Origin of the sequence: Candidatus Defluviilinea gracilis (assembly GCA_016716235.1) — a bacterium.
Classification (GTDB): Bacteria; Chloroflexota; Anaerolineae; order Anaerolineales; family Villigracilaceae; genus Defluviilinea; species Defluviilinea gracilis.
The window spans coordinates 216,534-243,097 of the sequence record JADJWS010000001.1; the positions used below are offsets into that span (position 1 = coordinate 216,534).

Annotated in this window: 22 protein-coding genes; 16 read left to right on the plus strand and 6 right to left on the minus strand. The window is 55.0% G+C overall.

All coding sequences use genetic code 11. The features are described from left to right. Positions 1–6: 6 nt before the first annotated feature. Entirely contained in the window at positions 7–813 is an 807-nt protein-coding gene (locus IPM31_01070; GenBank protein ID MBK9005559.1) for a DUF4388 domain-containing protein, read from the minus strand. Between the two features lie 240 nt (positions 814–1,053). On the opposite strand from IPM31_01070, the gene IPM31_01075 reads away from it, so the two are divergent. Next, positions 1,054–1,932, plus strand: a complete 879-nt coding sequence (locus IPM31_01075; protein ID MBK9005560.1) for an EamA family transporter — start codon at positions 1,054–1,056, stop codon at positions 1,930–1,932. A 168-nt stretch (positions 1,933–2,100) separates the two neighbouring features. Then, positions 2,101–5,160: a right-handed parallel beta-helix repeat-containing protein gene (locus IPM31_01080; protein ID MBK9005561.1), complete on the plus strand. Its 3,060-nt coding sequence runs from the start codon at positions 2,101–2,103 to the stop codon at positions 5,158–5,160. Positions 5,161–5,163: 3 nt separating this feature from the next. On the opposite strand, the gene IPM31_01085 is transcribed toward IPM31_01080, so the two are convergent. Further along, positions 5,164–7,980 (minus strand): tetratricopeptide repeat protein, encoded by a 2,817-nt coding sequence (locus tag IPM31_01085; GenBank protein MBK9005562.1) that lies wholly within the window; start codon positions 7,978–7,980, stop codon positions 5,164–5,166. A 201-nt stretch (positions 7,981–8,181) separates the two neighbouring features. On the opposite strand from IPM31_01085, the gene IPM31_01090 reads away from it, so the two are divergent. The 4 genes from IPM31_01090 to IPM31_01105 are packed head-to-tail and all read left to right on the plus strand — an operon-like array spanning position 8,182 to position 12,400. Next, complete coding sequence (locus tag IPM31_01090) at positions 8,182–10,185, plus strand: hypothetical protein (GenBank protein MBK9005563.1); 2,004 nt, start codon at positions 8,182–8,184, stop codon at positions 10,183–10,185. 14 nt (positions 10,186–10,199) lie between these two features. After that, on the plus strand, positions 10,200–11,510 hold the full coding sequence (locus tag IPM31_01095) for a hypothetical protein (protein ID MBK9005564.1): 1,311 nt from the start codon (positions 10,200–10,202) through the stop codon (positions 11,508–11,510). Next, positions 11,507–12,040 carry a hypothetical protein gene (locus IPM31_01100; GenBank protein ID MBK9005565.1) on the plus strand — a complete coding sequence of 178 codons (534 nt, stop codon included), beginning with the start codon at positions 11,507–11,509 and terminating at the stop codon, positions 12,038–12,040. The genes IPM31_01095 and IPM31_01100 overlap by 4 nt, the downstream gene beginning before the upstream one ends. A gap of 6 nt (positions 12,041–12,046) precedes the next feature. Continuing rightward, entirely contained in the window at positions 12,047–12,400 is a 354-nt protein-coding gene (locus tag IPM31_01105) for a hypothetical protein (protein ID MBK9005566.1), read from the plus strand. 42 nt (positions 12,401–12,442) lie between these two features. Here IPM31_01105 and IPM31_01110 read toward each other — a convergent pair whose 3' ends face one another. The 3 genes from IPM31_01110 to pdhA form a co-directional block, all read right to left on the minus strand. Further along, positions 12,443–13,732, minus strand: coding sequence for a 2-oxo acid dehydrogenase subunit E2 (locus tag IPM31_01110; protein MBK9005567.1), 1,290 nt, complete (start codon positions 13,730–13,732; stop codon positions 12,443–12,445). After that, positions 13,732–14,706 carry an alpha-ketoacid dehydrogenase subunit beta gene (locus IPM31_01115; protein MBK9005568.1) on the minus strand — a complete coding sequence of 325 codons (975 nt, stop codon included), beginning with the start codon at positions 14,704–14,706 and terminating at the stop codon, positions 13,732–13,734. Before IPM31_01115 ends, IPM31_01110 begins: the two co-directional genes overlap by 1 nt. Before the next feature lie 108 nt (positions 14,707–14,814). Next, on the minus strand, positions 14,815–15,774 hold the full coding sequence (gene pdhA, locus IPM31_01120) for a pyruvate dehydrogenase (acetyl-transferring) E1 component subunit alpha (GenBank protein ID MBK9005569.1): 960 nt from the start codon (positions 15,772–15,774) through the stop codon (positions 14,815–14,817). 265 nt (positions 15,775–16,039) lie between these two features. On the opposite strand from pdhA, the gene IPM31_01125 reads away from it, so the two are divergent. The 6 genes from IPM31_01125 (at position 16,040) to IPM31_01150 (ending at position 21,482) form a co-directional block, all read left to right on the plus strand. Next, entirely contained in the window at positions 16,040–16,210 is a 171-nt protein-coding gene (locus IPM31_01125; protein ID MBK9005570.1) for a hypothetical protein, read from the plus strand. A 100-nt stretch (positions 16,211–16,310) separates the two neighbouring features. Then, on the plus strand, positions 16,311–17,003 hold the full coding sequence (locus IPM31_01130; GenBank protein ID MBK9005571.1) for a hypothetical protein: 693 nt from the start codon (positions 16,311–16,313) through the stop codon (positions 17,001–17,003). A 24-nt stretch (positions 17,004–17,027) separates the two neighbouring features. Beyond that, the gene (locus IPM31_01135; GenBank protein ID MBK9005572.1) at positions 17,028–17,909 is read left to right on the plus strand and encodes a GNAT family N-acetyltransferase; all 882 of its coding nucleotides are present in this window, start codon (positions 17,028–17,030) and stop codon (positions 17,907–17,909) included. Positions 17,910–17,969: 60 nt separating this feature from the next. Then, positions 17,970–18,479, plus strand: coding sequence for a hypothetical protein (locus IPM31_01140; protein ID MBK9005573.1), 510 nt, complete (start codon positions 17,970–17,972; stop codon positions 18,477–18,479). A gap of 6 nt (positions 18,480–18,485) precedes the next feature. After that, positions 18,486–19,370: a glycerophosphodiester phosphodiesterase gene (locus IPM31_01145; protein ID MBK9005574.1), complete on the plus strand. Its 885-nt coding sequence runs from the start codon at positions 18,486–18,488 to the stop codon at positions 19,368–19,370. A gap of 24 nt (positions 19,371–19,394) precedes the next feature. Continuing rightward, positions 19,395–21,482: a hypothetical protein gene (locus IPM31_01150; GenBank protein MBK9005575.1), complete on the plus strand. Its 2,088-nt coding sequence runs from the start codon at positions 19,395–19,397 to the stop codon at positions 21,480–21,482. A 95-nt stretch (positions 21,483–21,577) separates the two neighbouring features. Here IPM31_01150 and IPM31_01155 read toward each other — a convergent pair whose 3' ends face one another. Next, the gene (locus IPM31_01155; GenBank protein MBK9005576.1) at positions 21,578–22,135 is read right to left on the minus strand and encodes a nitroreductase; all 558 of its coding nucleotides are present in this window, start codon (positions 22,133–22,135) and stop codon (positions 21,578–21,580) included. A gap of 46 nt (positions 22,136–22,181) precedes the next feature. Here IPM31_01155 and IPM31_01160 point away from each other — a divergent pair, with 46 nt between their 5' ends. The 4 genes from IPM31_01160 (at position 22,182) to IPM31_01175 (ending at position 26,556) form a co-directional block, all read left to right on the plus strand. Next, a complete protein-coding gene (locus IPM31_01160) occupies positions 22,182–23,237 on the plus strand; it encodes a histone deacetylase family protein (protein ID MBK9005577.1) in 1,056 nt (351 codons plus the stop codon). Beyond that, a complete protein-coding gene (locus IPM31_01165; GenBank protein ID MBK9005578.1) occupies positions 23,234–24,133 on the plus strand; it encodes a hypothetical protein in 900 nt (299 codons plus the stop codon). The genes IPM31_01160 and IPM31_01165 overlap by 4 nt, the downstream gene beginning before the upstream one ends. 14 nt (positions 24,134–24,147) lie before the next feature. Continuing rightward, complete coding sequence (locus IPM31_01170) at positions 24,148–25,788, plus strand: DUF3048 C-terminal domain-containing protein (protein ID MBK9005579.1); 1,641 nt, start codon at positions 24,148–24,150, stop codon at positions 25,786–25,788. A 102-nt stretch (positions 25,789–25,890) separates the two neighbouring features. Beyond that, a complete protein-coding gene (locus tag IPM31_01175) occupies positions 25,891–26,556 on the plus strand; it encodes a DNA alkylation repair protein (protein ID MBK9005580.1) in 666 nt (221 codons plus the stop codon). Positions 26,557–26,564: the final 8 nt, after the last annotated feature.

A 26,564-nucleotide genomic window follows, 5' to 3' on the forward strand; every position in this document is an offset into this window, starting at 1 on the left:
GTTCCTTTAAAGCGAGCGTATTCGCCCGATCAATTTGTTCACCAGCGACTTCTGTTCCGCTTTATCCTGCGTCGGGAACATCTTCGGGCTTTGTTGAACGACCATCCCTTCGGGACGAACGATCTCCACCAGCCCAGCCTGTAACAAGCCGTAAACGATCCGTCGAATTTCGATATCGTTCATCTTGTTGGTCTGCGCGATCTGCTTCATTGAGTTCTTGGGGTTGATGAATGAAACCACGCGCCACTCTTCCACGCTCAGGTTCACGTTCTTCATTGGGCGGTCGGTGAACTTCAACGCCATATCGAGGCTGGGGATCTCGTCTTGCAACTGCTCCCACTCGCGCAATTGGCGCGAACCTTCGATAATGATGTTTTCCAGGTCAAGCCGCACGTTGATGCGGTCTTCGGGCGCCATCATTTCACTTTCGAAGCGGAAGAACCCTTCCACCCAGGTGAACAGGCGGCGAAGCGCGTCGGTAAAATACGATTGCAGGTTGGCGAGGATTTCCTCCTGCGACAAATACCCCGCGTTGATGAGCAACAATCCCAGTTCTTTGTCGTTGATCTTGCCCGCGCGCTCGACGATGGCGCGATATTGATTGACGGTCAATTTATTGGCTTTGTGAAGGACCGCCGCAAGGCTCCCATCGTCCTGCCCTACTTTGGCGTATGCCAGTTTCCCATCGCGGAACGACACGTACGCCTGCTCGCTGGGTCCATCCACCACGAGGGTGCCGGTTTTTTGAGCAAGGTTGATCAAGTTGAGCAGTTGAGTAATAGTGAAATCGCGTAAGTTGCCGCGCAGAGCCATGGTTGCCTCAATAAAATCTCCCACCGTGGGAGATTGAAAGATTATACTTGCAAGCGAGGGAACACGTCAAACAAAATGGCTGTTTCCGCAATTGTCAAAAAAGAGAGGTGGGAAATTGTCCGAAAGCCCGGCGGATGCGTCTCCCGCGGGTGTCTCAAATGATTTTTCGGGAAACCACGTTTGCTGTCGGTGTGTTAGATTACCGTACGGTAATCAGTCGGTGTGTATAATTCGCGTCTCATGCAACGATTAACAGGCATCCTTCTCATTGCCCTCTCTGCCGCCGCCTTTGGAACGCTCGCCATTTTCGGTCGCTACGCCTATGCCGCCGGCATGGATACATTTACCGTTCTGTTCCTCCGTTTTTCGCTGGCGGCAATCCTGATGGGGATTTTGCTGGCGGCGCGGCGCGAATCACTGCCGCGGGGAAAAATACTCGCCCAATTGATTGGGATGGGCGCGTTCGGGTATGTTGGACAATCGTTCCTGTATCTCACGGCGATCCAATACGCCTCAGCGGGACTCGTCGCGCTGCTGTTGTACCTGTATCCATTCTTTGTGCTGATCCTTTCGGCGATCGTGTTCCACGAGCGGATAACGCGCATCAAGGTCGTGGCGCTCGCGCTTGCGTTGGCTGGCACCGCATTGACCGTTGATCCGCAAGGCGGGCAGGCGATTGGCGCGGTGATGGCAATCGCCGCCGCGGCGATCTACTCGGTCTATATCATCGTCGGCGCAAATGTGATGAGGCGCGTCTCGCCGGTGCAATCGTCCACGGTAATCTTTGCGTCGGCAGGCGCGGTGTTCGGAACGATGATGGCGTTCGAGGGGGCGCATCTGCCAACGACAAACTCCGGCTGGTTTACCGTGGCTGGCATTGTGTTCATTGCGACCGCGATTCCCGTCGTCGCATTTTTAGCGGGGCTGGAACGTGTCGGACCGACCAACGCGGCGATGCTCTCCACTCTGGAACCGGTTGTGACGGTTATTTTAGGGGCAAGCTTGTTCGGCGAGCAACTTTCTCCCACCGGGTTGGCGGGAGGCGGGTTGATCCTGCTTGCCGTTCTTTTATTGACGAGGGGTGAAATCGCGGCGCGAGCCAGCGCCGAACCCGATTAAGTTGTACAATACGTTTGGAACGAAGATTCAAGAGACCGATCGGTTTGCCCGGCAAGTCTCGCGGAATCTGTCTTGACACAGTGAAACTGCGGCAGGAACTTGTTCTCGCATGGAGCTTTGATCGTCAGGCAGGGATGCATCCGGCACAAGAGGCTCCGGAGGAAGATCATGAAGCCTGGATTTCCAAACATGGTTCGCGCGATGGCGTCGATGTTCCTTGTGTGCCTCCTGTTCACTCGTGAAGTTTCCCATCCGCAAGCGAAAATTTCATCCTCCAAACAAATATCATTCACGGGGATCAGCCTGCTAGCCAACATCGAAACTGTGGGGGTTGTGGCAAGCGGCGCGAACCTGCCACCCTCCGCCGAATTGTTCTATCGACAAACCGGGACGATCGATTGGAAACGCGGACATCCTCTTAAACGAATCGATGATGGCAGGCTGGCGGGCAGTGTCTTCGGGCTGTCCCCCTCCACATCGTACGATGTGAGGGTTGTGGATGGGGGCAGTGAAATTGCCGGCGTTGTTGTCACGCAACCCGATGAAATCTCGTTCACGCCGACTGTCGTCCTGCGCGTTAACGATGATGCGGCGCCCGGTGGAAACGGCTCAGTCGCCGCGCCGTACCGAACAATTCAAGAAGCGGTCAATGCGGCAGTCGCCGGTACCCAAATCCTTGTAGCAGACGGGATGTATCGTGAAAACGTCCAGTTCCCCGCTTCGGGAACGCCGGGGAACTGGATCCAGGTCAAGGCGGAGGGAGGAGGCGCCATCCTCGAAGGGGCAGATACTCTTTCGGGCAGTGTCTGGACTCAAGCAGTGGGAAAATCCAATATCTGGTTTACACAAATAGGCGGCGCCATCGGTTATCTCGCGCGGGACGGCAAGCGCATGTATCAATACGAATCGATGAACGGGTTGAATAACGGCATAGGACATAACAACGCGCCGATTGCCGAGGGTTGGTTTTTTGAAGCGGCAACCTTGCGGCTTTATGCGCGTTCCGCGGACGATCCGGCGGCGCGCGCCTGGCAAGCGCCGCGTTTCAACCATGCTTTTGATGTGAACGGGCGCGAATGGATCTGGATCGAAGGATTCGAAATGCGCTTTTACGGCACGCGCACCGATGGGTGCGGCGTGTGTTCTTTGAATTCATCTCATGTAGTGATCCGCCGCAACAAGATCCACAACATGCAACTGGGCATATTTATCAATTGGACGGGCGGCGAAAACCTCGGCAACGATACGCGCATCGAGCACAACGAAATCTACGATCCGACAGCGGGCAATTGGCAATGGGACGCCGTGAAAGGAAGCGCGCACGAGGGAACGGGCATCGTCTTACGCGGGCATAACGGCGCCATCGCGCGCGGGAATCAGATCCATCATATCTTCAATGGAATCTACACCGGCGTTTCCGGACCTGCGGGCGAAGACCCAGCCATTGCTTTCGATGCGGATATCTACAATAACCGCATATACGATATCGCCGATGACGGTTTGGAACCCGAAGGCGCGTGCATTAATCAGCGCTTCCGCAACAACACCATCGACCGCGCCTTTAGCGGCATTTCGCTTGCGCCGATCACAGTGGGTCCCGTGTGGGTGACGCGCAACACCATCACGAATTTCACGAACAAAGCGTTCAAATGGGATCGCAACTCAGACGGCGCGGTGATGATCTATCACAATACCGCATGGACGAATTCGCCCGACGCCAACGGCATGGATCTGATCAGCCCCATTCATAACACCGTCATGCGCAACAATATTTTTCAAGTGAGCGGGTTTACATTTTCCGAAAAGACCAGCGGCTCGACCAACAACGATTGGAACAACGACAACCTCTATAACACCCGCGCCTCGAGCAATCCGCATTTCAAATGGGAAAACGCAAATTACAACCGCATCGGCAATTTCTGCAAGGCATCGGGACTCGAGTGCGCCGGTACCGACTCGCCACCGGGGCTGGCGGACCCCACCGGCGGAAACTTCACCCTGAGCGCATCCAGCCCGAATGTGGATCGAGGCGCATCCATCCCCGGCATCAACGATTCATACAGCGGCTCGGCGCCCGATCGCGGCGCGTTCGAATTTGGCGCGGTATTCACATCCACGCCTACGCTATTCCCAGCACTCACTTCAACATCGACCGCGATCTTTCAATCGCCGACTCCCATAGTCACCCCGTCCATCACGCCATTCCCGGTCACGCAGATAGCCACAACTGGACTCCCGCCGACTCAAACCACGCCAAGCCTGACGCCGTTCCCGGTCGATTCACCCCCGACAGTGCTATCTGTCACGCGCGTGGACGCATCTCCCGCCAATTCAGCCATCGTCCGCTTCCGCGTGGTATTTTCTGAACCTGTGACCGGCGTGGATTGGTCTGCGCCGTTTGTAGATTTTGTGTTGACCACAGCCGGAGTCGGCGGCGCTTCAATCGCGGGGGTTACACCGGAAACGGGCGCGAGCTATGTGGTGCAAGTGAACACCGGCACAGGCAATGGGACAATTCAACTGCACGCGCTGGACGACGACAGCATCCGCGACTCGATCGGTCAGCCGCTTGGCGGGGTGGGCGCCGGCAATGGAAATTTCTTAAATGGTGAAATATACGCGATCAACAAGCCCGCGCCAATCCCTGTCACTGTAGTTTTCAGGTCGGTCGGGTCAAACGACGGTTGGATTCTTGAATCACAAAAGACCAGCGAGCGCGGCGGAACACGCAACGCGTCCGAGTCCACATTCATCCTCGGCGACGATAACCGCGACCGGCAATATATTTCCATCCTTCACTTTTCGACGGCTTCGTTGCCCGATAACGCCGTTGTGACCAAAGTGACGCTGATGATCCGCAGTCAGAGTTACATGGGAACCAACCCGTTCACCACGCACCAGAACATCGTCGTGGACATACGAAAGGGATATTTCGGCTCCTCCGGTGTGCTGGGGGTCAATAGCCTCGACCGCGGAGATTTTCAAGCGCCAGCCAGCCTGAGCAGTGCGGGGACGATCCTCAATAACCCGATCACCGACTGGTATTGGGCGGCATTAGATCCATCCGCGTTGCAATATATCAATTTAACCGGCGCGACCGAGTTCCGCTTGCGCTTCCAACTTCCTGATAACGCGGACCGGGGCAACGATTGGATTCGGTTTTATAGCGGAAATTACTACTCCGCCACATCACACCCGATCTTGCAAGTTGAGTACTACGTTCCGTAGCAATTAGTTCTCCAATGCCCCGCCGCAAACCAACACAGAAACACAGTGACCGATCGAATTCCCATCTTTGATCGCTTCGCGCGCATGGCGCGCCATGCCGGCAAAAAAGCACAGCGTTTGGCGCGTTGCGTCTTCTTCAATGGATTTCAGCGCGGCGAGCGCATTCGCCTGCCTGCCGCGCGCCGACAAGACCAGCGCATGAACCAGACGGCTTTCCAGCGCGACCATGCCGTCATTCAGCATACCTTCTGTTTTGGTCAATACCTCTTCCGCTTCCACAGCCTCCTCGAGACCCAAACACGCAAGCGCGAGGTGATTGCGAAGGTATGTGTTGAGTTGCGGGTCTGCCGCGGCGCCGGGGAGCGACGATGCCTCCTCCAGCCGCAGACGCGCCTCATCGAATTCTCCCAACCCCAGCAGGATCATCCCCAAGGTGTCGAGGTAAGACGCGCGCCAGCGCGTTTCGCCGGTCTCTTCGGTTTGTTTGAGCAGGCGTTCCATAACTTGCCGCGCCTCTGCGGCGCGTCCGGTTCCGAGCAGAACTTGCGCGCGCTGGTTGTCGGTGGTCGCCTCGCCTTGCGCATCGCCGATCAACCGCTTCAATTTTCTCGCCTTGTCTAAAAGTTCCAACGCCTCGGCGGGACGCGCTTGCAAATGATAGATCGCGCCGAGCGCGTTCAAGATTTTTCCGAGCGCAAAGATATCGCCCAGCGCTTGCGTCGCATCCAGAATTTCCTCATACGTTTGGCGGGCGTCGTCGAGTTCGCCTTGATCGAAGCGCAAACCGCCGATATTGCCTTTGATGCGAAACGCCGTGCGCAGATTGCCCGCCAACAGCGCGGCGTCTTCCGCATTGCGCCAATGGGCGAGCGCGGCGGGGATGTCGCGCCGGATGTGCGAGACGATACCCAGCGTGTTGTAAGCCATGGTCCGCGCGCCCGCCACGAGTTGGATGTGAGTATGTTCCAGCGGTTCGGCGAGATCGAGCGCGCGCTGGGCAAGCCCTGCCGCGTCGTCGAAGCGCGATTGGATCAGCCTCAAGGTGCAGCGAACGGCATACGCCTCGGCGAGCAGGCTGGGATCCGGATTCGAGGCGGCGATACGTTCGGCTTCGTCGCACAGTTGATCCGCCTCCGCCGCTTTCCCGCGCTGTAACAAGAATCGGGCGAGTCGCAAAGAGATCGAGAAGCGCTCCGGCGGCAAAGCGTCTGCCGCGTTGGCAAGCGACAACGCCTGACGAAAATCTGCCTCGGCTTCGGCGGCTCGTCGTCCGCTCATCAGCAGTTGACCGCGATAGGAAAGGAGTTGCGCTTCCAGTGGAGCGTTCCACGCGGGAGTGTTGCGAGTTCGATTCAACATGGAGGCGATCAGATCGGCGGCGTACTCGCCCTGCCCGGTCGAATCCCAATGCAGATGCGCAGACCGAACGTATTGCAACACCTCCGGCGCGTCGTTCGCCTGCGTAAGATGATGGAGCGCTTCCAGCGAATGCGGGGCAACCGCGCGGAGATGTCGCGCCGCGAGTTCGTGAAGCGCGCGGTGTAATTCCGGGCGCGCGTTCAAGATCGCTTCGAGATGTTCCTTCAAAAGCGGGTGCAGCCGCGCTTCGACAGGGTTATCGAAGAATTGTCGTTTTTGCAACACAGACAACGCCTCGTCCAACGCTGTCGCCAACTCCGCCTCGCGCAAGCGTTGGACGATGTCAATATCGAGCAGGTTGACGGGTTGCCTGAAAATCGAGATCAACGAAAGGAGGTTCAATGCGGAGGGCGGGAGTCCTTGCAGGGCATTCTCCACAAGAAAAGATGCGACTTCGCGCTGTGTGGAAAGCGCGCGCAGGAATTGATCCGTATGCGCGGGCTCGCGCCGAATGGCTTGGCTCGCCAACTTCAACATCATCGGGTTGCCCTGCGTGATCTCGAACAGGGAATGGAACGCATCGTCGGCAAGCGACACATCGAGCGACTTCGCCAATTCGCGCGATTCTTTTTCGCTCATCCCGGTCAACAGGATCGCCTCGGCGCCCGCGATCGCAACGCGCTCGCGCGAAGCGAACAGGAAGCGCGAGCGGCTTTCGCCGATCAGCTTCTCGGTCATCGCAACCGCTTGCTCGCGAGCGGCGAGATGATGAAATTCATCCACGCAGACAAGAGGTTGTAAAGAACGCAGATGCTCCGCAAGAGACGAGAGCGCCGCTTCGATGGGAAGCCCGCCCGGCTGGATCCACAGCGCGGCGTCTTCGACCCCTTGCGCCACGAGGAACAACGCCAATTGCCGCAGGAGCGTTTCAAACGGCGCAGGGTCTGCCCTGTGAGCCGTATGCCAGAACACCGGCTGTTTCGACTCGTACGCGCGTCTCATGATCGCGCCGCAGAGCGCGCTTTTTCCGACGCCGGGAAACCCATACACTAAAACAACGCGGTTTCGCTCCAGCGCGCCTTGAATCGAATCTGCCACAGACTGGCGAGCGACCTGCGAGCCCATCGTTGAGGGGATCGCCTCCAATATCCCCATCTCTTCCACCTGAGACTCATCCTCATCGCCTGCCTGCAAAGACCGGCGCGCTAATTCGACGAGTCGCTTCGCCAATTCAGGCTGATCGTCCAACTCCAGCGCGGGAATGAATCGCGCGCGCACCATTTCGAGATCGGGCAGGCGATGATTGTGTTCAAGGCGCGAAATTTGCGCCTCGCCGTAACCAACCGCGATGCCGAGATCGCGCTGACCCAACCCGGCGCGCAAACGAAGATATTTCAGGAACGAGCCGAAATCATCAGACTCCCCGCTTATTCGGTCGGATCTTATCTGATTTTTCTTCATGCGGAAATTATAAACCGAAGAAAACTGGAAAATTATGTCATGTGGTTTTGCATGTGATTTGCTATTCTGAGCGTAATGCAAACGCGGCGCGTGTACCGAAAGTTGGTTCGCAAAAAGGACGGGAGCGGTTGGCAGGTTTCATGGAGCGAAGTCCCTACCGAGCCATCCGTCACTCGCGCGGATTCGCATAAGGAGAAGCCAATGAAAAACCGATCCGTCCGCTGGGGATGTTTTCTGGGAATCCTGCTCGTCCTCTTCCTCGTTGTTGGAGGGGGCGGGCTGTTGCTTGTACGGTCGAGCCCGCCCGCCTTCGAGGAACCGTTGGATTCTTCCATTATTGTTTTCATCACTTCTCCCGCCAGCGGAGAGGAAGTGAGCGCGGGCGATTATGTTTCCATCAGCGCGCAGGCTGTCGCGCCCGACTCCATCGCCGGCATCGAACTGTTCGTGGATGGCAAGCCGTTCGGGTCGGCAAACCCGCCGGATACCGCCGCGTGGACGTGGCAGGCATTTACGCCCGGCATTCACACATTCACCGCACGCGCCACCAACGCCAAAGGCGAGACCGGGAATTCACAGACCGTTATCGTCAATGTTTCGGCGGGCAACGGCGTGATACAGGTATTTGCCGGGGAAAATCAAACCCCAAATGAGATCGGTTCGGGGTACGGCGCGTCGCCTGAAGAAATACAAAAGACGAATCCGCAACTTGACCCGAACGCCCCACTGCCAGATGGACAACCGGTGAAGATTCCTGTCGGGCAGGGCGCGCCCGGCGGAGGGTCCGCGCCGGGAGGCGGGCAAGGCGCCGGACTGGAATTTATTCCGGTCTACATTTCATGGACGTTCACTCCCCTACAACCCGTTGACGATTCGTATTGCTACACATCCGCTGGAAACGGCATCTGGGAAAAAATGCCGAAGCCGCCGTTTCGTTTTTTAGACGACATCAATCCGTACGCGCAATTCGATGTGATCTTCCCCAACCAAACGGGGGTCATTCAAGCGCAGTGCTGGGGCTGGCTTGCCGGCGCATTGAAATTCCTCGGGCAGGGAGAATCAAAATTCGACGTTCTCAATCCTTCCGCGGAGGTGACGATCAGCGGCGAAGGATTTGTGTTGAAAGGCTTGCCAAAACTCCCGCCGATCAAGGAGGATAAATTTTTAGGCGTGAACAGCGTGCCTCCGCCATACGCGCTTCGAGAACCTTCCAACGCGGCAGATTGCCTCGCGCATGGAGACCCGATCGTGGCGGGATTCTTATGTCCCGGGATCATGAACGCCAAGGTGAAACAAAACATTATTTTGGAATGGGAATGGAAGCCCGAAGCCTGCTGGCCCGGCTTTTGTCAATATGGCGCGACTGAAATTGCCGGGTATGGCGTGTATGAGATTGACCCGGCGACTCAAGCGAAAAAATTTCTGGCAGACGTTCACCCCTCCGCCATGCGGGTCGCCTTCCTGCCGCTGCCGTGGGGAGCAAAATGCTACGGCGTGGAGGCATACATAGATTACCCCGGTATGGGCGTTTCGGAAATGGCTACGTATTGTCCCGGGCAACCGCCCGCTGCGAAAAAAGTAACGATCACGCCGGCGGCGCAATGGCTAACCACCGGCGGGCAATGGATTCAAGACGGCGACTGCGACGATTATGGCGGGGCAGATACCTATAAATATAAGAATCAAAACAACGGTTTCGGCAACCAAAACGGGCAGGTCCTGGTGGGTTCGTACATCGTGGATGACGATGACTGTTATCGTGAAGGACACTACTCCGCAGGCGTCAAATTCGATATCAGTTTAAGCCTGCCGCCGAACGCGGTCGTTCAAAACGCCGATCTGCGATTTTCAACGGTATTCATGAACTACGGCGCCACCGGCATAGCCGCGCCGAAACCCGCCTCGTGCATCAGCGCCATAGGCAAAGCGAAAAAAGATTGGAGCGGGCTGAGCGCGGGCATACATTTTGCAAGCAGTCCATCATTGACGTCCCTAACGTACAACACTCCTCTCACATCCATGTCCAATTACATGAATCAAGCCAGCGTGACGCAGGCGGTGGTTGATTGGATAAAGGATCCATCCAGCAATCACGGCTTCATCCTCGCGCCAGCCGCCGCCCCGCATCCGTATGATGATGGGTCCGGCTCATGCCTCTCCGGGCTGGGCAATTTCCAATTGGATATTTACTATTTCGCCCCATAGGGCAGGAGAAAATAATGAACGCAAGAAAAAAATGTATCATCTTCCTGTTCGTCCTTGCGCTGATTTCGGCATGCGCGCCAACCTCCGCTGAAAACAACGGGTTGTCCAATGCGCCGCAAGCGTGGTTCGACGCGCCTCTACCCGGGACGATCCACGTTCCGCCTAACCCGTGCCTCATCGTCGCGCATGGCGCGTCGCCGGCGGGCATTTCGCAATTCGAGCTTACGATCAACGGCGCGAACGCTCTTGCCCTCCCCAGCACCGATACGAGCGGATCGCTCGTCACCCTCACGCAAGACTGCGGAGTGACCGAACCCGGCGAATATTTTCTGCAACTCCGCGCGCAAGATAACGCCGGGAATTGGTCCGCCTACGCGGAGACCAGCCTGATCATCGAGGGCGGAACTTCAACCTCCACGCCCGCGCCCACTTCAGCGGACTGCATTGACAAGTTGGATGTCGTATCCGAGTCCCCATTGCAGAAGTCCCACATGTTGCCTGGACAGCAATTTACCAAAACATGGACGATTCAGAATACGGGAACTTGCGTGTGGAACGCAGACTATCGTTTCGTTTTTACCGGCGGACCGTCGCCATCCGAGGGCGGCTCGCCCATGAGCGTGTCGTTGGATTTGCCTTTCGGCTCTCTCGTGTCTGTCCCGGTGCCTCCCGGTCAGCAGGTTATCATCCCGCTCCCTCAAACCGCGCCCTTGACGGATGGCTGGTACGTGGGCGCATGGAATCTAGTCGCCCCGAATGGCGGCAAGATACCCATCACATTCGGCGGCGGAGACTCGATGCCAAGTATGTATGCGGATATTGTAGTCCAAGCCGGAACTCCCACGCCTCCGGCTGGCAATATCACAGTAGAACGCATCTCCACGAACCTCGTCTACCTCGGCGGCGCAAACTGCGGACCCACAGAGGTCACTTTCGTGGCGCGCGCTGTCTCGCCTAACGCCATCACAGCCGTCGTGTTATTCTATCGCTTTCAAACAAACAATTCCTCGACAGAGTTTCAGGGCATTGCGATGAACCCGACGGGCGGCGACCTCTACGAGCGGACGATCAACCCCACGTCCGCGTTGGGAGGCGCGGTTCCGTTCGACGCGGCAACACTGCAATACCAGATCGTCATCCAGCAAACTGACGGCGGTACGTCCATCCGCACGCCGGTATTTTCCGACATTACCGCGCAAGCCTGCGGAGGCGGCTCGACCCCCTCCTGCTCGCAATACACCGACAAACGCGCCTGTATCTCCAATGGCTGTAATTGGGCGGAGATTCCCGGCGTGGTTCCGATCTACGAGTGCCGCGCTCCATGAACATCGCCGACAAACTGGCTGTCCCTGTGTTCGTCGTCGCTGGCGGAATGGCGTATGCCGCCGAAGAGTTCAACATGCCGCATCTCATTCCGCTTGCGCTGGGACTCTTCGGCTCCTTCGGCGTTCTGCTGGGAATCGAAACGTTCGCCAATGGCGAGATCAGGCTGTTCAACCGGCGGCACAGCAGGCGCGAATATTTTTCCGGGTTGCCCGCGCGATTGTTCGGCGTGATCATCTTCCTGTTTGGGGCGGGCGTTACGTTGTACGCCTTTCTCGAATGGGCGAGTCCCGGCACGGCAGGCGGCTATCTCGCAGGCTTGGTTGGGTCTTCGCGCGGATGGGGCATCCTGCTCGTCGCCTTTGGCTTTTTCACCCTGCTCTTCGGGCTGATCCGCTTGATCGCCGGCAGCGGCAGACGTCCCGAAGAAAGAAGCGGAGCCGTCGACCTTGGATATCGCGCGCGCGGGCTGATCAATATCGCCATCAGCCTGATCGCATTGGCGGCGGGAATCTGGTTGATGGTGAAATAAGGCGCCATGCCCATTCGCGCGATGGCATCAACGGAGAGACAACTTGAAAAAAAGATTTTTCAGCCTGTTTATTCTGCTTCTCTCTACCGTACATGTGCACCGCTAAGTGTCGCCATGGCGCCATGCGACACCCGCAAAGAACGCAAAGAAAACCTTTTTAACCTGGCGACCTTAGCGTGCTTTGCGGTAAAAATCTTCTCATGTATGGTAGAGAATTCTGCTTTTCCTTTTTATAAAACAGGACTTACGCAGTTGGCGGGCAGTTGTACTGCCGCCGCCGCAGCGCAACTATGGCGCAACAGGTTCAACTGCGTCAGTCCTATAAAACCGCAATTTGTGACCGCGCGCGGTATAGCATAAGCAAGAACTCCGAGTTTTTGAAAAACTCGGAGTTCTACATTTTTACACCAACATCAGCGCGGGCGTTTCCAGATATTTCGCCAGCGACTGCATGAACTGCGCCGCCTCCGCCCCATCACTGACGCGGTGGTCAACGGACACAGTCGCTTTCATGCGCCAGCCCACTTTCAACTCGCCACTTTCCACAACAGGAACCTCGCGCGCAGAACCGACGGCAAGGATCGCCGCTTCGGGCGGGTTGACGATGGCGATGAAGTTTTCCACATCGTACATGCCCAAGTTGCTGATCGAAAACGTCGAGCCTTCGATATCATCGGGCTTGACCTTGCCATCACGCGCGCGCGCAACTTTTTGCTTCACGTCGGCGGAGATTTGCCGCAATGGAAGTTGATCCGTGTTCTTGTTGACGACGGTGAGCAAGCCGCCAGTGACAGCCACAGCGACTCCCACATTCACCGCGCCGTGACGGACGACTTTATCGCCCGCAAAGGTCGCGTTGATGTTCGGGAATTCACGCAACGCAAGCGCAACCGCTTTAACGATGAAATCATTGACCGAAAGTTTTTCGTTATCGGGCAAATATTCGTTGACTTGTTTTCGCATCGCCATGACCGCGCCCATGTTGTATTCGTGGCTCACATAGAAATGCGGAACGGACGTTTTCGATTCCGTCATGCGGCGAGCGATGGCTTGGCGGAGTTTGGTTAATTGCACGACTTCGTCGTCTGGGGCAGTAATTGGTAATTGGTAAATCGATGGCGCGGACTGTTTACTGCTCACTGATGACTGGCCACTGATAACCGATTCCACATCTTTGCGAACCACGCGCCCGCCGGGACCCGTCCCCTGGAGTTGGGCGAGGTTGATGTTGTTATCGCGGGCGATCTTCTTCGCAAGAGGCGACGCTTTGATCTCTGGCGATTGACCATGGACGATGGACGATGCTTGAGGCGTGGAAACTGTCGAGGGAACTGAAGCAGATTGCCCCGTAGATTGAACCGGCTTTTCATCCGCCACACTTTCCTCTTTCTTCTTTCCACTTTCCACTTTCGACTGCCTACTGCTCACCGATGACTGATCACTAATCTTTTCTCCCGCCGCTCCCACCACCGCAATCGGCGCATTCACCGGCACAACATCGCCTTGATTGACGATGAGTTGCAGAACAACGCCGCCCGCAGGCGACTCCACTTCAACGGTGGCTTTGTCGGTTTCGATCTCGGCAAGCACATCACCCTTGTTGATATTTTCGCCAACCTGTTTCACCCAGCGGACGAGCGTGCCTTCCGCCATGTCGAAACCAAGTTTGGGCATGTTGATCGTTTCAGCCATTATCGCAAGACCTCCTTTGCCGCGGCGATGATGTCTGGCACTTGCGGCAATGCGGCTTGTTCGAGCGCGCGATTATATGGAAGCGGAACTTCTTTTTGTGCAACGCGGATGATAGGCGCATCAACATAATCGAATGCTTCTTCGTACATGCGACTCACGATCTCACTGCCCACGCCGTAGGATTTCCATCCTTCTTCGACGACAATCGCGCGATTCGTTTTCTTGAACGATTCGAGAACGGGTTCCATATCGAGCGGGCGCAGTGTGCGCAAGTCAACGATCTCCGCTTCGATTCCTTCTTTGGATAATTCATCCGCGGCTTTCATCGAAAGTTCGAGACCTTTGCAATACGTGACGATGGTGAGGTCTTTGCCCGCGCGCTGCACTTTGGATTTTCCAATCGGGATGAGATACTCGCCTTCGGGAACCTCGCCGCGCACTTGATACATGGTGGCGTGTTCGATAAACAGAATCGGGTCATTCGACCTGATGGCTGATTTCAGTAATCCTTTGGCATCTTCCGGCGTCCCCGGCGACACGACCTTAAGACCGGGGAAATGCGCGAAGATCGCATCGGGCGTTTGCGAGTGCGTCGCGCCGAGTTGACGTCCGCCTCCGCCGACGGCGCGAATCACCAACGGGACGGTGAACTGTCCGCCAAACATGTAATGCAACTTGGGCGCTTGGTTGACGATGTAATCCATCGCCGAAAAAGCGAAGTTGATCGTCATCAATTCCGCAATCGGACGCTGTCCCACCATCGCCGCGCCGATCGCCGCGCCGACAATCGCATTTTCCGCGATGGGCGTATCTTTCACTCTGTCCGCGCCGTACTTATCGTAAAAACCTTTGGTCACCGCGTACGTGCCGCCCCACACGCCCACTTCCTCGCCCATAATGAAGACGGCGGGATCGCGGTCCATTTCTTCCATGAGGGCTTGCGAGATCGCCTCGCGCATTGTAATTTTTGCCATGTGTAAATCCTTTAACCACAAAGGACGCGAAGAACACCAAGGTTGGACAACTGACGAGCGAATTGCATTTCCTTGGGTTTTCCTTTGAGTACTTTGTGACCTTTGTGTTTAATTTTCGACATAAACGTTCGTAAACAATTCTTCCAACGCGGGTTCGGGGGAAGTCTCGGCGAATTCAACCGCCTTGTTCACTTCCTCTTCCACGCGGGCTTCGATCTCATCCAAACCCTTGCGGGTGGATGCCTTCGTGTCCAATAGATATTTGTTGAAAATACCGATGGGGTCGTTTTCCTGCCATTGCTTGACCTCTTCCGCTTTGCGATAACGTTCGGGGTCGCCCATCGAATGTCCGCGGAAACGATAGGTATCCACCTCCAGAAAATAGGGCTGACCTTCCTTGCGAACGTACCGTATCGCCTCTTTTGCCGCTTCATAGACAGCCATCACATCCATGCCGTTGACTTCCGCATTCTTCATGGCGTACCCTTCGGCTTTTTGGCGGATATCGGAAACAGCCGAGGCGCGTTCCACCGATGTGCCCATGCCGTATTGATTGTTCTCGCACACCCACAACACGCGCAAGCCCCAGGTCTTCGCTAAATTCAACGCTTCGTGGAAGTAGCCGATGTTGGTCGCGCCATCGCCGAACATACAAATGGTCACGTTGTCGTTTTTTGCATATTGGTCGCCGAGGGCGAGTCCCGCCGCGATGGGTAAATGCCCACCCACGATGGCATGCCCGCCCCACATGTTTTTTTCCACGCTTGCCATGTGCATCGAGCCGCCCTTGCCCTTCGACATCCCGGTTGCTTTGCCGAGTAATTCCGCCATCACTTCATCGGCGGAAAGCCCGCAATTGATGGCGACGCCGTGATCGCGGTAGGCGGTGATGACGCGGTCGCGCGGTTCGCGCGCCGCGATCAAACCGGTTGACACGGCTTCCTGCCCGATATACAAGTGCATGAAACCGCCGATCTTGCCCGCCTGGTACAGTTCCGCGCCGCGTTCTTCCACGCGGCGAATTAGCACCATTTGGTGATACATATCTAATTGCTGTTCTTTCTTCATTGATTGTGCTCCACTGGATTAAGATCTCGCGTTTTGGGGCTTACACAAAAACAACACCAGAGAGCCTCTGGCGTTGTGGTTCTCGTAATTCCGAACGGCATTATATCAGGGTTTCTTACGATGTTTTCCCCTCCGAGTATATTGCGCTTGCGCGAAGATCCTTTACGCAATTCCGGCGCGACCATTGAATTCTTCTCCGTTTTTTGTTATAAACAAAGCAGTGACCCGCCATATCACTTATCACTTTCAATTCAAGGAGAAGAGAATGAAACTTTCACCCCCTAAAACGATCACTTTCTGGATCGGCGTTGTTCTCGGTTTGCTCGGTCTGCTCGGCGGCATTGGCGTCGTTGGCGCCCTGGCTGGTTATGCATTCTGGCTCGCCTTTGCCGGCTTTGCCGTTCTCGCCCTCGGCTTGCTCGTCGACGGCATATAATTAATTGGCTCAGGCGGATCACAGACTCCTCGCATAATGCGGGGAGTTTTTATTTTGGGATACAATCGAACAGCAGGATGTTTACAGCAAAGGAGAAACAATGGAGCGCATCCATATTTTGCTCGGCGTTCAATCTCTGCTTGCGATCTTTGTCTCATTCAACCGCCTCACAGACTGGTTCAACGGGTATGTTCTGCCGAACGAATTCCTCCGCTGGGTGGACTTGAACAACGTCATCGTCGCGTTGGCCAGCATGGTGGCGGGATATTTGCTGAAGAAAACGCTCGAATACAACTCCCCTGCCCGCGAGGGACGCGCGCACATGGCATGGAATTTAGTTTTCTTCATCGGGGTATTCCTCTCTGCTGTGAGTTACGGCTTCCATGAATTGGGAAATTACCTGCACTTCCGCTTCTGTTTAGAGGATACGACGAGCGACCTGTGCCGCATCGTCATCTTCAACGATGGCGAATTTAGTCACTGGTTGTTTTTCGCAGGGTTCATCATGGTCAACGCGGCGATCCTGTTTGTGCAAAATATCTTTCCGCATCAAGGAGAGGTCAAAGGCGGCGACATCGCCCTGCTATTGTTGAACTCGCTCTTCTTAGGCTTGGGCGTGATGGCAAACCTCGGTTTTGAAACCATTGGTTTGGATTTGTATATCGTCGCATTACTCGCCATCGTTGCGGCATTCTTGCTCTGGCGAAGAGGCAAACAGCCTATGTTCATCTACTACACGTCCGCGTATTGGCTGGGACTGATAGGCAGTTTGATCGCGCAGGCGTTCAGATAGTTTATTTACAAAAGGGAAAACAACATGACAACAGAGAACATTCTCCAAAACGCAACGGACGAGCAACTCGGTCTGGCAGTGTTCGAGAATCTGTACGACTTGTTTCGCGCCATGGCAAACGACCTGCCCGACGGAAAATTGATCGAAAACGAAACACTATCGCGTCATCTTTCGTTTCCGTCCAATCCCATGTTCAAAGGAGTATGGAAAACAAGATTGTCAGAAAAGGAAGTAGACGCGGCCATCGACGAGACCATCGCGTGGTTCAAAGAGCAAAACGCTCCCTTTTTCTTTTGGTGGACAGGCGGAGGCACGACACCCAAAGATTTAGAAGAACGACTTGCCCAGCGCGGTTTGCTCTCGATGGCAGAACAAACTCAGGAACTCGCAAAAGGGATTCTTTCCACAGAACAAGGTTCTCCCTGCATGGTTGCCGAACTGAGCAAGATGAACGAAACGATTCTCGCAAAAACGCCGCCAGGCTTTGCGATCAACGAGGTCGAAAACGAAACGCAACTATACGATTTCAAGAACGTATTTGTGGAAACCTATGCGATTCCCGAATGGGCAGGGCAGGCATGGGTGGACGCAACGCTGAAGATCGGCATCGGCAAAACTCGCTGGAGGATGTTCGTTGGATATTTGAACGGAAGCCCCGTTGCGACCAATATGCTTTTCAACGGCGCGGGTGTTGCCAGCGTCTATGCAGTGGCGACGATACCCTCCGCGCAGGGGAAAGGTATCGGCGCGGCGATCACGCTCAAACCATTGCTCGAAACGCGCGACAAAGACGGGCACAAATATGCCGTATTGTTTTCTACTGAAATGGGCATCAAAGTCTATGAACGGATTGGTTTTCGCCTGACGAATCTCCGCATTAACCGTTACCTCTGGCGGAACGGATAAACTCACAGCATCGTATCCTTTCGCTGTGGTGTTCTACCAGTGAAACACAAAGGAGACAAAATGGACTATCTTCATCTCATCTTGCGTATCATTCACATCGGCGCGGGCGTGTTTTGGGTAGGTGGCGTGTTGATGATGACGTTCTTTATCGCGCCCACGCTGGGAGCCATCGGCGAAGGCGGACCGAAATTCGTCGCGCACCTCGTGAAGAATTTGAAGTTCACCACACGCATGTCCATCGCGGCGGGGTTGACGGCTCTGGCCGGGGCGTGGCTGTACTGGATCGATTCAAGCGGATTCCAATCCGCGTGGATGATGTCGAGCGTGGGCACCGGATTCGGACTCGGTTCATTCTTCGGGGCGGTTGGATTCGTCTTCGGAATCCTGATCGGCCGCACAACGAATGCGTTAGTCAATCTTGGCGGGCAGATGCAGGGCAAACCTTCGGCTGAGCAAATGACTCAACTTCAAATGCTGCAAAGACGTCAGGGATTGTATTCGCGCATTGCATCGATTTCACTGATCCTGTCAGTGCTTTTCATGGCGATGGCGCGGTTTCTGGTATTTTAGGCGCAGATGAAGTCTAGAAAATTCAAAGCGTTTCTCGCGGTTCTTTTTCTCGCGCTCGTCGCGTCGGTGATCGTCAACCCGAAGGCGCCGCCCACGCGATATTACGATGGCGTCCCGCGCACGCTGGTCATCGCGCATCAGGGCGGAGACGGCGTGTGGCCCGGCGACACCATGTTCGCGTTTGAACAAGCCGTCCAGATTGGAGCAGACGTCCTTGAGATGGACGCGCACATCACGAAGGACGGTCACATCGTGTTGATGCACGACGAAGAAGTGGATCGCACCACCGATGGCGCAGGGCTGATCGAAGACAAAACTCTTGAAGAGTTGAAACGGCTCGACGCAGCGTATGGCTGGTCAATAGATGACGGGAAAACTTTTCCGTATCGCGGGCAGGGAATCCAAGCGCCGACATTGGAAGAGGTCTTCCAACGGTTTCCACAGATGCGTTATGTGATCGAGATCAAGTTGACAAATAACCCGATCGACAAACCGTTGTGCGATTTGATCCGCCAATACAACATGCAGGATAAAGCGCTGATCGGTTCATTCCACGATGAGGCAATGAAAAACTTCCGCGCCACATGTCCCGAAGTAGCGACGTCCGCTTCGCGCACCGAGGTGAGAAATTATGTTTTGCTGGGAAAGGTTTTTCTCTGGGGGTTTTATTTGCCGCGCTTTCAAACGATCCAACCGCCCTGGGACCCCGAAGAGTCGCTGGGCATCCAGATCATGACCGAACGATTCGTGCGCGAGTCGCACGCCAAGAACATCCGCGTCGAACCATGGACAGTGGACGACCCCGAGCTGATGAAACTGTACATCGAATGGGGCGTGGATGGTATCATTACCGACAGACCCGACCTGCTGGTCGAAGCGCTGGGAAAATAAGAACCGCCCTAACTGGAGACACATATGAAAAGTATTTTCAGTTTCTTTCTCGATATTGAAAAATTGATTTACAAGATCCTGATGTGGTTCATCCTCGTCCCCAAGACGTTGGTAAAGATCACGCTCAACCCCGCCTGGGCGCCGGACTATGTGAAGGAGGAGTTGGAGAAAGATCAAACGCCGTTCGACGAATATATTTCCCCCATCATCCTGTTACTGGTGGTCGCGCTGATTCCAGCGGTGGCGTTTAACCTACTACCGACGTTCGGCGCGTCGATCAGTTCGCCCGCCGAAACGCAACCCACCACAGACCGCGTCCTTTCGTTTGAAGTGCGAACGGATTTCCGCTCTTCCTCCAAGGAAATGGATTATTTTCACACCTGGACGGTATCGAGGGTGGGTTCTGCCTCAACGGGGAGTGGCAACCAGGTCATCAAAACCGAAATCCATTATCCGCAGGGACCTGTCAACTTTATCGAGGAGATCGATGACAACACGGTCAAAGATAAGTTCCTGTTTACGTTCCAGGACCCCGGCGAGTATCTGGTCGCTGTATCGGCTGGCAAGTTTGATCCTGATAAGTTCGACGCGGCGAGCCAGCAAGGGATTGTTACCGAGATCCACCCATCCACGTTGCGGGTGATCGTTCCAGTCAAACTGGACGACCCGATCGTGATCTCTAATGAGGAGCGAACCAAAGATACAGAAGCCGCCAACCCGGAGGGGCTCGAATCGTTCACCTCCTCGGTGCAACGAGAGAATACGCTCTTCCTCGCGATTGCCCTCATGCTACCCCCGCTTTTCTTTGCCCTTGCCACGCGGCTCTTTATTACCGCCATCGGCGAAGATACGCTCAAGGAAAGTTTTTATACCCAGTGTTATTACTTTTCACCGTTGAGTTTGGCGATTTGGGCAAGTTATTACGCCAGATATTTCTTTACCTCCGACGCGTACTTTTTTGCCTCCGGCAACCTTGCCTTGCAGATCATCTGGTTGCCGACCTTGCTCGCCGCGCTGTGGTTCGTCCGCGCGGAGGTGAAGACCATCGAAGACGCGCGCGGACTCAACGGTATTCGCTCCCTCGCCGTCACCCTTATTTGTATCGCCATCATGTTGTTCGCGGCAAGCGGCATCTTTCAATTTGCCACACTCCAGGATGATGTCCGCTTACTCGCCATCCGTAGCTACCCGATTCTGGCGGCGACCATGATCGCCGGGTTTGGTCTGGCTTGGTATCGCCGCCGCAGAAGCCGAAACGAGTTCATGAAACCCAGTCACTTTGTGGGGATCGCGGTAAACGCCGTGGTGTTGATCGCGTTATTGGGTTTTGTCTCGGCGCGTTTTGGGACACAGACACAATCGAATGCGGTCCCATCCACTGAACCGCCGCAAGCCACCGCCACCGAACTGGCGGGAGCCACACAACCGTCCACCATCCCCTCTGTCCCCTCGAACCCATCGACCTCAACACCAGAAGCGCAAGACACTCCCACGACAGAACCAGCGGAAAGCCCCACACCGACGCTGAATCCGTTTTATGTGGATGAATTCAATACCGATCTCACCAAATGGTCTACCTTTATGACCAGCGGAGACTCACGGATGGTGATTCCACCGGTCGTGGATCGCGGCGTGCTTCCGCTTCAACTGTTGCAAGTGGACGACCGGGTCGGGCAATACTATCTCATCAACGACGCCTTCTCGTATTCAGACGTTAAAGTGGAAGCGGTGGCGACAAACCGAGGCAACAACTCCAACGGGGTGGGTTTGATCTGTCGCTACAGCAATGTCGGTTGGTATGAAGCCCAGATTTCCAACTCGCAGAGGTTCGCCATTTATGTGGTGGATAGCGTGGGGCTTGTCAGCCAGGGGTACAACGAGGTGCTCACAGGCGAATCGTCTGCCATCCGTTCCGGTCCTTCCACCAATGTCTACACCCTGACGTGCAAAGGCAAAACGATCAGCCTTTCGGTCAACGGCGAACTCGTGGGCGAGTTTGAAGATACCTATTTAGGTCTCACAGACGGCAAGATTGGGCTTTCGATCTGGTCGCCGCAGACCTTACCGGTCATTGTGGATATCGAGACGCTGACGGTCAGCGCGCCGGAGTAAAAGTAGGCAAGGAAACAGATAGAGATGTAAACAAAGAGCGCTGAGGAGACTCAGCGCTCTTTTCATACTTCATAATTCATCCTTCGCCTTTGTCTCTATCTCACCCACACCGTTCGATCTTCAAACGAGGGACGCGGTTTCGATTCCGGTATTCCTTCGGGATAGCCGATATACAAAAACGCGATCAGATGTTGGTCAGGGGCAAAGCCTAAAAACTCTTTCACTTTCGAATCCAGCGCCCATTCGCCTGTGCGCCACTTGGCGGCGAGTCCTTCGGCTTCGGCGGCGAGCAAAATGTTTTGGCACGCCGCGCTCACTGCCATGATGTTTTCGATCTCCAACACTTTCGGTTCGGCGGGCTTATCCACACCGACGGCGATGATGAGCGGCGCGCGGCGAGGCAATGCGCGGGTTTTCTCTAACGCCTCCGCTGGCAGATCAGGATGACGGTCCGCGAAAGAAGCGGCGAACACCTCTCCCAAGTTATTGAGTCCGCTTCCCGTCAACACCGCGAATCGCCAGGGTCTTACCTTATAATGATTCGGCGCCTGCGCGGCCGCGCTCAATAATTTTTCGATCACCGCGCGCGGAACTTCATCCTGCTTTACTTTTGCATTACTCTGTCTGTGATGAATTGCTTCAATGACGTCCATGAAATCCTCCAGCCTATTGATACAATTGTGGCAAAGGTTCTTACCCATGAAAATTTTTTATTCCGAAACGCATCGCAAGCATGACCCATCGTTTGAACTATTTGACGGCGGCTTGCGCGCGCCGTATCTCGAAAACCCCGACCGCATGGATCGCATCCTGAACGCTCTGCGCGAAACAGATTGGGCGGAGATACGGGAACCGTCGGATTTTGGACTCGACCCGATTCTCGCCGCGCACGACAAAGACTACATTGCGTTCCTCGCCTCTTGCTGGACGGAATGGCTGGAGACAAAGCCCAAAGATCCCTCCCTCTTTTTGCCTGCCACGTTCGCTCTTCGGCATCACCCCCAAAAGCCGAAGTCGTTGCTCGGGCGCGGCGGCTACTACATCATGGATCTGAGCGCGTGCATCGTCGAAGGGACATACCAAGCCGCATTGGCTTCTGCGAATTGCGCGCTCAGCGCGGCCGAATCAATTATTCAATCCACCGCTTCGCCCTCCTCTTCATCCTTCAGAATTCAGCCTTCATCCTTTGCCCTATGCCGCCCGCCCGGTCATCACGCCGGCAAAGATTACGCGGGCGGATATTGCTTCATCAACAACGCGGCAGTTGCCGCGCATTGGTTGTCTTCCAAAGGAAACGTCGCGGTGATCGACATTGATTACCACTGCGGCAACGGCACACAAGATATTTTCTATGAACGCAACGATGTGTTGACCATTTCCATCCATGCCGACCCCGACTTTGAGTACCCGAGTTATTTCGGTTTTGCCAACGAACGCGGCAAGGATCAAGGCTTGGGCTTTCATCACAACTTCCCCTTACCCAAAGGCACGGACGATGGATCATATCTCGCCGTGTTGGATCGCGCGCTGGAGTTGATCCGCGAATACAAACCTGCGCATCTCGTCGTTTCTGCCGGCATGGACATTTACGCCGACGACCCGCTTGGCACGATCAAAGTATCGACCGAGGGCATCCGCGAGATCGGCAGACGCATCGCCTTATTGAATCTTCCTTCTGTGATCGTGATGGAGGGCGGATACAATAATGAGGCGCTGGGCAGGAACATCACAGCCTTTCTTGGAGAGTTCAAATGAAAAAACCTTTATCACAAAGGCTTGTATTGAGCGAAGTCGAAGTGACACCAAGCACACAAAGTGAAACTCTACGGAAAGGCGATTCGATTATCGCTCGTCCAACCTTAGTGACCTTTGTGTCCTTCGTGTTAAAAAGGTCTCCTGCTGTCTTTGTCCTGATAATCATACTTACAGCCTGCGGAGTATCGCCCGTTGCGCAAGCGACACCGACAGCCACCGCAAGCGTTGTCCCACCGACAGACACTCCTCAACCCACGCTCACCTTCGCGCCGACCGAAACATTCACCCCGACAATTACCTTCACGCCAAGCATCACCCCGACGTTCACGATCACATCCACGCCGACGTTTTCATTCCCTGTGGTTACGGTCAACAAACAAGCGCATTGCCGCTACGGTCCCTCGCAAGCCTATCTCCACGCCGCAGACTTGTACCCCGGCGATGTTGGCACAGCGCGCCAGCGATTTCTATATAGCAAATGGCTGTACGTGAAATTCGACAAACTGGATTATTTCTGCTGGGTCGCGCCATCCGTTGTGGATGTGGTCGGCGATGTGACCACGCTGGAGTACAAAGAACTTCATCTGCAATCCATCGGGAGCAACATGTACGGCCCGCCGCAGAACGTGTTTGCGGTCCGCGATGGGAAAAAAGTTACGATCCATTGGGACAAGGTCGTGATGACCAACGACGACGACCGCGGCTACCTCCTCGAACTGTTCGTCTGCCAAAACGGCGCGTATATTTGGTGGACCGATTCATACCCCGATCAATTCAAAACTAGTTACACAGTCACCGACGAAGCGGGTTGCAACTTCCCCTCTTCAGGAAAACTATACACCGTCGAAAAGCATGGATTCTCCGAAGCGGCGATTATCCACTGGCCCCCGCCGTAGATATTTTTCAAAGCATGAATCGAAATGCCATCTTCACTCCTTTAATTCTTCTCGCGTTCACAGCGTGCCATGCCAACGCGCCGCAACCTCCATTGCCGACTGCGACACAGACGGACTCGTCCCCCACTGCGACTTTCACCGCCCCACCGACTCTGACCGCCACCCCGCAACCGCATCGTCCGCCGGTTCAACTTGGTCCAAACCAGACGGATTTTCCGACGGGCGTCAATCCGCTCACGGGGCTTGAGGTGCACGACCCGTCGTTGTTAGACCTTCCCGCAGTGTTAGTTTCCATCAGTAACATGCCCGTGACTGCCCGTCCGCAAGCGGGACCCGCGTTCGCGCCGTGGATCTTCGAGTTTTACATCGGCGAAGGCTCCACGCGATTCATGGGCGTGTTCTACGGCGACAATTTGCGCGCGATTCCCAACGTCACTGGCGGATGCAAGGTGCGCGAGGAAGTCTTCTTTCCAACAGGGCATTGGATCGGCAACCGCATCTGGCTCGATGAAAACGCGGACGGCGTGCAAGACAGTTGGGAAGCGGGAGTTGGGGGAGTCTGCGTCCGCTTGCTGGATGCGAACAGCCGAAATGTTTTAAACGAAACGACAACCGATTCAAATGGATATTTCGCCTTCGATCATCCGCGCGATGATGCGATCATCCAAGTCGTCAAACCCGATGCGTATCAATTCACTCTGCAAAATGTCGGCGATGAGGATTCTGATTCGGATGCGGACGCCGAAGGGGAGCTAAAAGTCCCCGCGGGTGAATCAACCCTCCCGTATGTTGACGCGGGGCTCGTCCTCCAAAAAATCCCAACGATGACGGCGAGTCCTGTTGTGACCGGGACTCCTCCGAATTGGTTTTTTCCGCTTGAGCCATATATCGGACCTGTGCGGTCGGGGCGACTCACGTACAACCAGATCGGCGGGATGTTTCCGAATAGTTGTCTCGTGTATGCGAGCGCAGCGGAGGACATCGGCGAGCAACTTGATGCGTGCGAGATCGTTTATGGCGTGGATAAAACCACGCCCAACAGCGCGTTGCTCACGCGCGCGCGGTTGCGCGAACTCGCAAAGAATGCGTTGAACCCGCGGCAACCTGTGAATTATTCGGGAAATGTTTTCTCCGATTCAATTCTGAACGACGGGCGTATTGCGAATGAGATCGATGTCTTCTACAATTCGTTCACGCAATCGGGCTGGCAATACGACCCGATCTCGCAAACGTATTTGCGTTGGACAGACCGAGCCGATCAAACTGGAAATCTTTTTCCCGCAACAGATCGTCTGACGGGCAGGCAAATGGCGTTTGAAAATGTGATCGTATTGTTCGCCGAACATTCGCGCTATCGTCATAATCAACTTGAGATTTTGCTCGGCGCGGGTCAAAAGGGAGTCGCGTACTTATTTCGTGATGGACAAGTTTTTAGAATCCAATGGTCAACATTGAATCGTGAATACGAGAAGGCGACAGGTTTGCTTCGTCCGATCTATTTTGTCGATTCGTTCAACAACCCCATTCCTCTCCACCCAGGCAGAACGTGGATTCATTTGATGACTCCATTTTCATCTGTGAGCGATCAAGGCAACGGCGCGTGGCTGGCGCAATTTGTTCAACCCGCCGATCCGTTGGATACGCCGACGCCGTGAAAGGCAAGGGAGGATTAGAGAATTAGAAGATTGAGATTAGAGACTGGAGACTGGAGATTGGAGATTGGAGATTGGAGATTGGAGACTGGAGATTGGAGATTTATGAATTTCTATGCCGCAAAACTAAAATTCCTTTTCGAGAAAAACGCGAATCCATCCCAAGCCGCGCCGATGAAGAAGTATATGCGCGATCAGTTCGAATATTTGGGAATCAAATCTCCGCAGGTGAAGGAGTTGCTTCGGGAGCATGTGAAACTTCATGGCATGCCAACGCTTGAGGAGATGGACGAGATCGCTCTCGACTTGTGGAGCCTGCCTCAGCGCGAATTTCAATATGTTGCGATGAGTTTGATGGAGAGGCTGGAAAAGAAACTGCCCGAGTCGTCTATCAAAACGCTGGAATATATGATCACGCACAAATCATGGTGGGACACAGTGGACAACATCGCACACATCGTCGGCGCGCATTTTCGCCGCTTCCCCGATGTGAAGGAAAAATATCTCGCCAAATGGCGTAAGTCAAAAAATATCTGGCTCAGGCGCACGGCGATTCTGTTTCAACTCGACTACAAGAAAGAAACGGATTTTGATCTACTGCGCAAGATCATCCGCGAGAACCTCGGCTCGGATGAGTTCTTCATCAACAAAGCCATCGGCTGGTCATTACGCCAATACGCGCGAGAGGATACAAAGGCAGTGAAAAGGTTTGTGAAGGAAACCGACCTGCATCCCATCAGTCGGCGCGAGGCGATGAAGCATTTGAGGTAAAAGTAGCC

Excerpts from the sequence above, each read along its gene's own strand:
- IPM31_01130 (MBK9005571.1), top strand. The coding sequence starts at position 16,311 with ATGGAGCGCATCCATATTTTGCTCGGCGTTCAATCTCTGCTTGCGATC.
- IPM31_01090 (MBK9005563.1), top strand. The coding sequence starts at position 8,182 with ATGAAAAACCGATCCGTCCGCTGGGGATGTTTTCTGGGAATCCTGCTC.
- IPM31_01160 (MBK9005577.1), top strand. The coding sequence starts at position 22,182 with ATGAAAATTTTTTATTCCGAAACGCATCGCAAGCATGACCCATCGTTT.
- IPM31_01085 (MBK9005562.1), bottom strand. The coding sequence starts at position 7,980 with ATGAAGAAAAATCAGATAAGATCCGACCGAATAAGCGGGGAGTCTGAT.
- IPM31_01145 (MBK9005574.1), top strand. The coding sequence starts at position 18,486 with ATGAAGTCTAGAAAATTCAAAGCGTTTCTCGCGGTTCTTTTTCTCGCG.
- IPM31_01095 (MBK9005564.1), top strand. The coding sequence starts at position 10,200 with ATGAACGCAAGAAAAAAATGTATCATCTTCCTGTTCGTCCTTGCGCTG.
- IPM31_01165 (MBK9005578.1), top strand. The coding sequence starts at position 23,234 with ATGAAAAAACCTTTATCACAAAGGCTTGTATTGAGCGAAGTCGAAGTG.
- IPM31_01150 (MBK9005575.1), top strand. The coding sequence starts at position 19,395 with ATGAAAAGTATTTTCAGTTTCTTTCTCGATATTGAAAAATTGATTTAC.
- IPM31_01175 (MBK9005580.1), top strand. The coding sequence starts at position 25,891 with ATGAATTTCTATGCCGCAAAACTAAAATTCCTTTTCGAGAAAAACGCG.
- IPM31_01075 (MBK9005560.1), top strand. The coding sequence starts at position 1,054 with ATGCAACGATTAACAGGCATCCTTCTCATTGCCCTCTCTGCCGCCGCC.
- IPM31_01115 (MBK9005568.1), bottom strand. The coding sequence starts at position 14,706 with ATGGCAAAAATTACAATGCGCGAGGCGATCTCGCAAGCCCTCATGGAA.
- IPM31_01105 (MBK9005566.1), top strand. The coding sequence starts at position 12,047 with ATGCCCATTCGCGCGATGGCATCAACGGAGAGACAACTTGAAAAAAAG.
- IPM31_01110 (MBK9005567.1), bottom strand. The coding sequence starts at position 13,732 with ATGGCTGAAACGATCAACATGCCCAAACTTGGTTTCGACATGGCGGAA.
- pdhA (MBK9005569.1), bottom strand. The coding sequence starts at position 15,774 with ATGAAGAAAGAACAGCAATTAGATATGTATCACCAAATGGTGCTAATT.
- IPM31_01135 (MBK9005572.1), top strand. The coding sequence starts at position 17,028 with ATGACAACAGAGAACATTCTCCAAAACGCAACGGACGAGCAACTCGGT.
- IPM31_01155 (MBK9005576.1), bottom strand. The coding sequence starts at position 22,135 with ATGGACGTCATTGAAGCAATTCATCACAGACAGAGTAATGCAAAAGTA.
- IPM31_01070 (MBK9005559.1), bottom strand. The coding sequence starts at position 813 with ATGGCTCTGCGCGGCAACTTACGCGATTTCACTATTACTCAACTGCTC.
- IPM31_01125 (MBK9005570.1), top strand. The coding sequence starts at position 16,040 with ATGAAACTTTCACCCCCTAAAACGATCACTTTCTGGATCGGCGTTGTT.
- IPM31_01170 (MBK9005579.1), top strand. The coding sequence starts at position 24,148 with ATGAATCGAAATGCCATCTTCACTCCTTTAATTCTTCTCGCGTTCACA.
- IPM31_01140 (MBK9005573.1), top strand. The coding sequence starts at position 17,970 with ATGGACTATCTTCATCTCATCTTGCGTATCATTCACATCGGCGCGGGC.
- IPM31_01100 (MBK9005565.1), top strand. The coding sequence starts at position 11,507 with ATGAACATCGCCGACAAACTGGCTGTCCCTGTGTTCGTCGTCGCTGGC.
- IPM31_01080 (MBK9005561.1), top strand. The coding sequence starts at position 2,101 with ATGAAGCCTGGATTTCCAAACATGGTTCGCGCGATGGCGTCGATGTTC.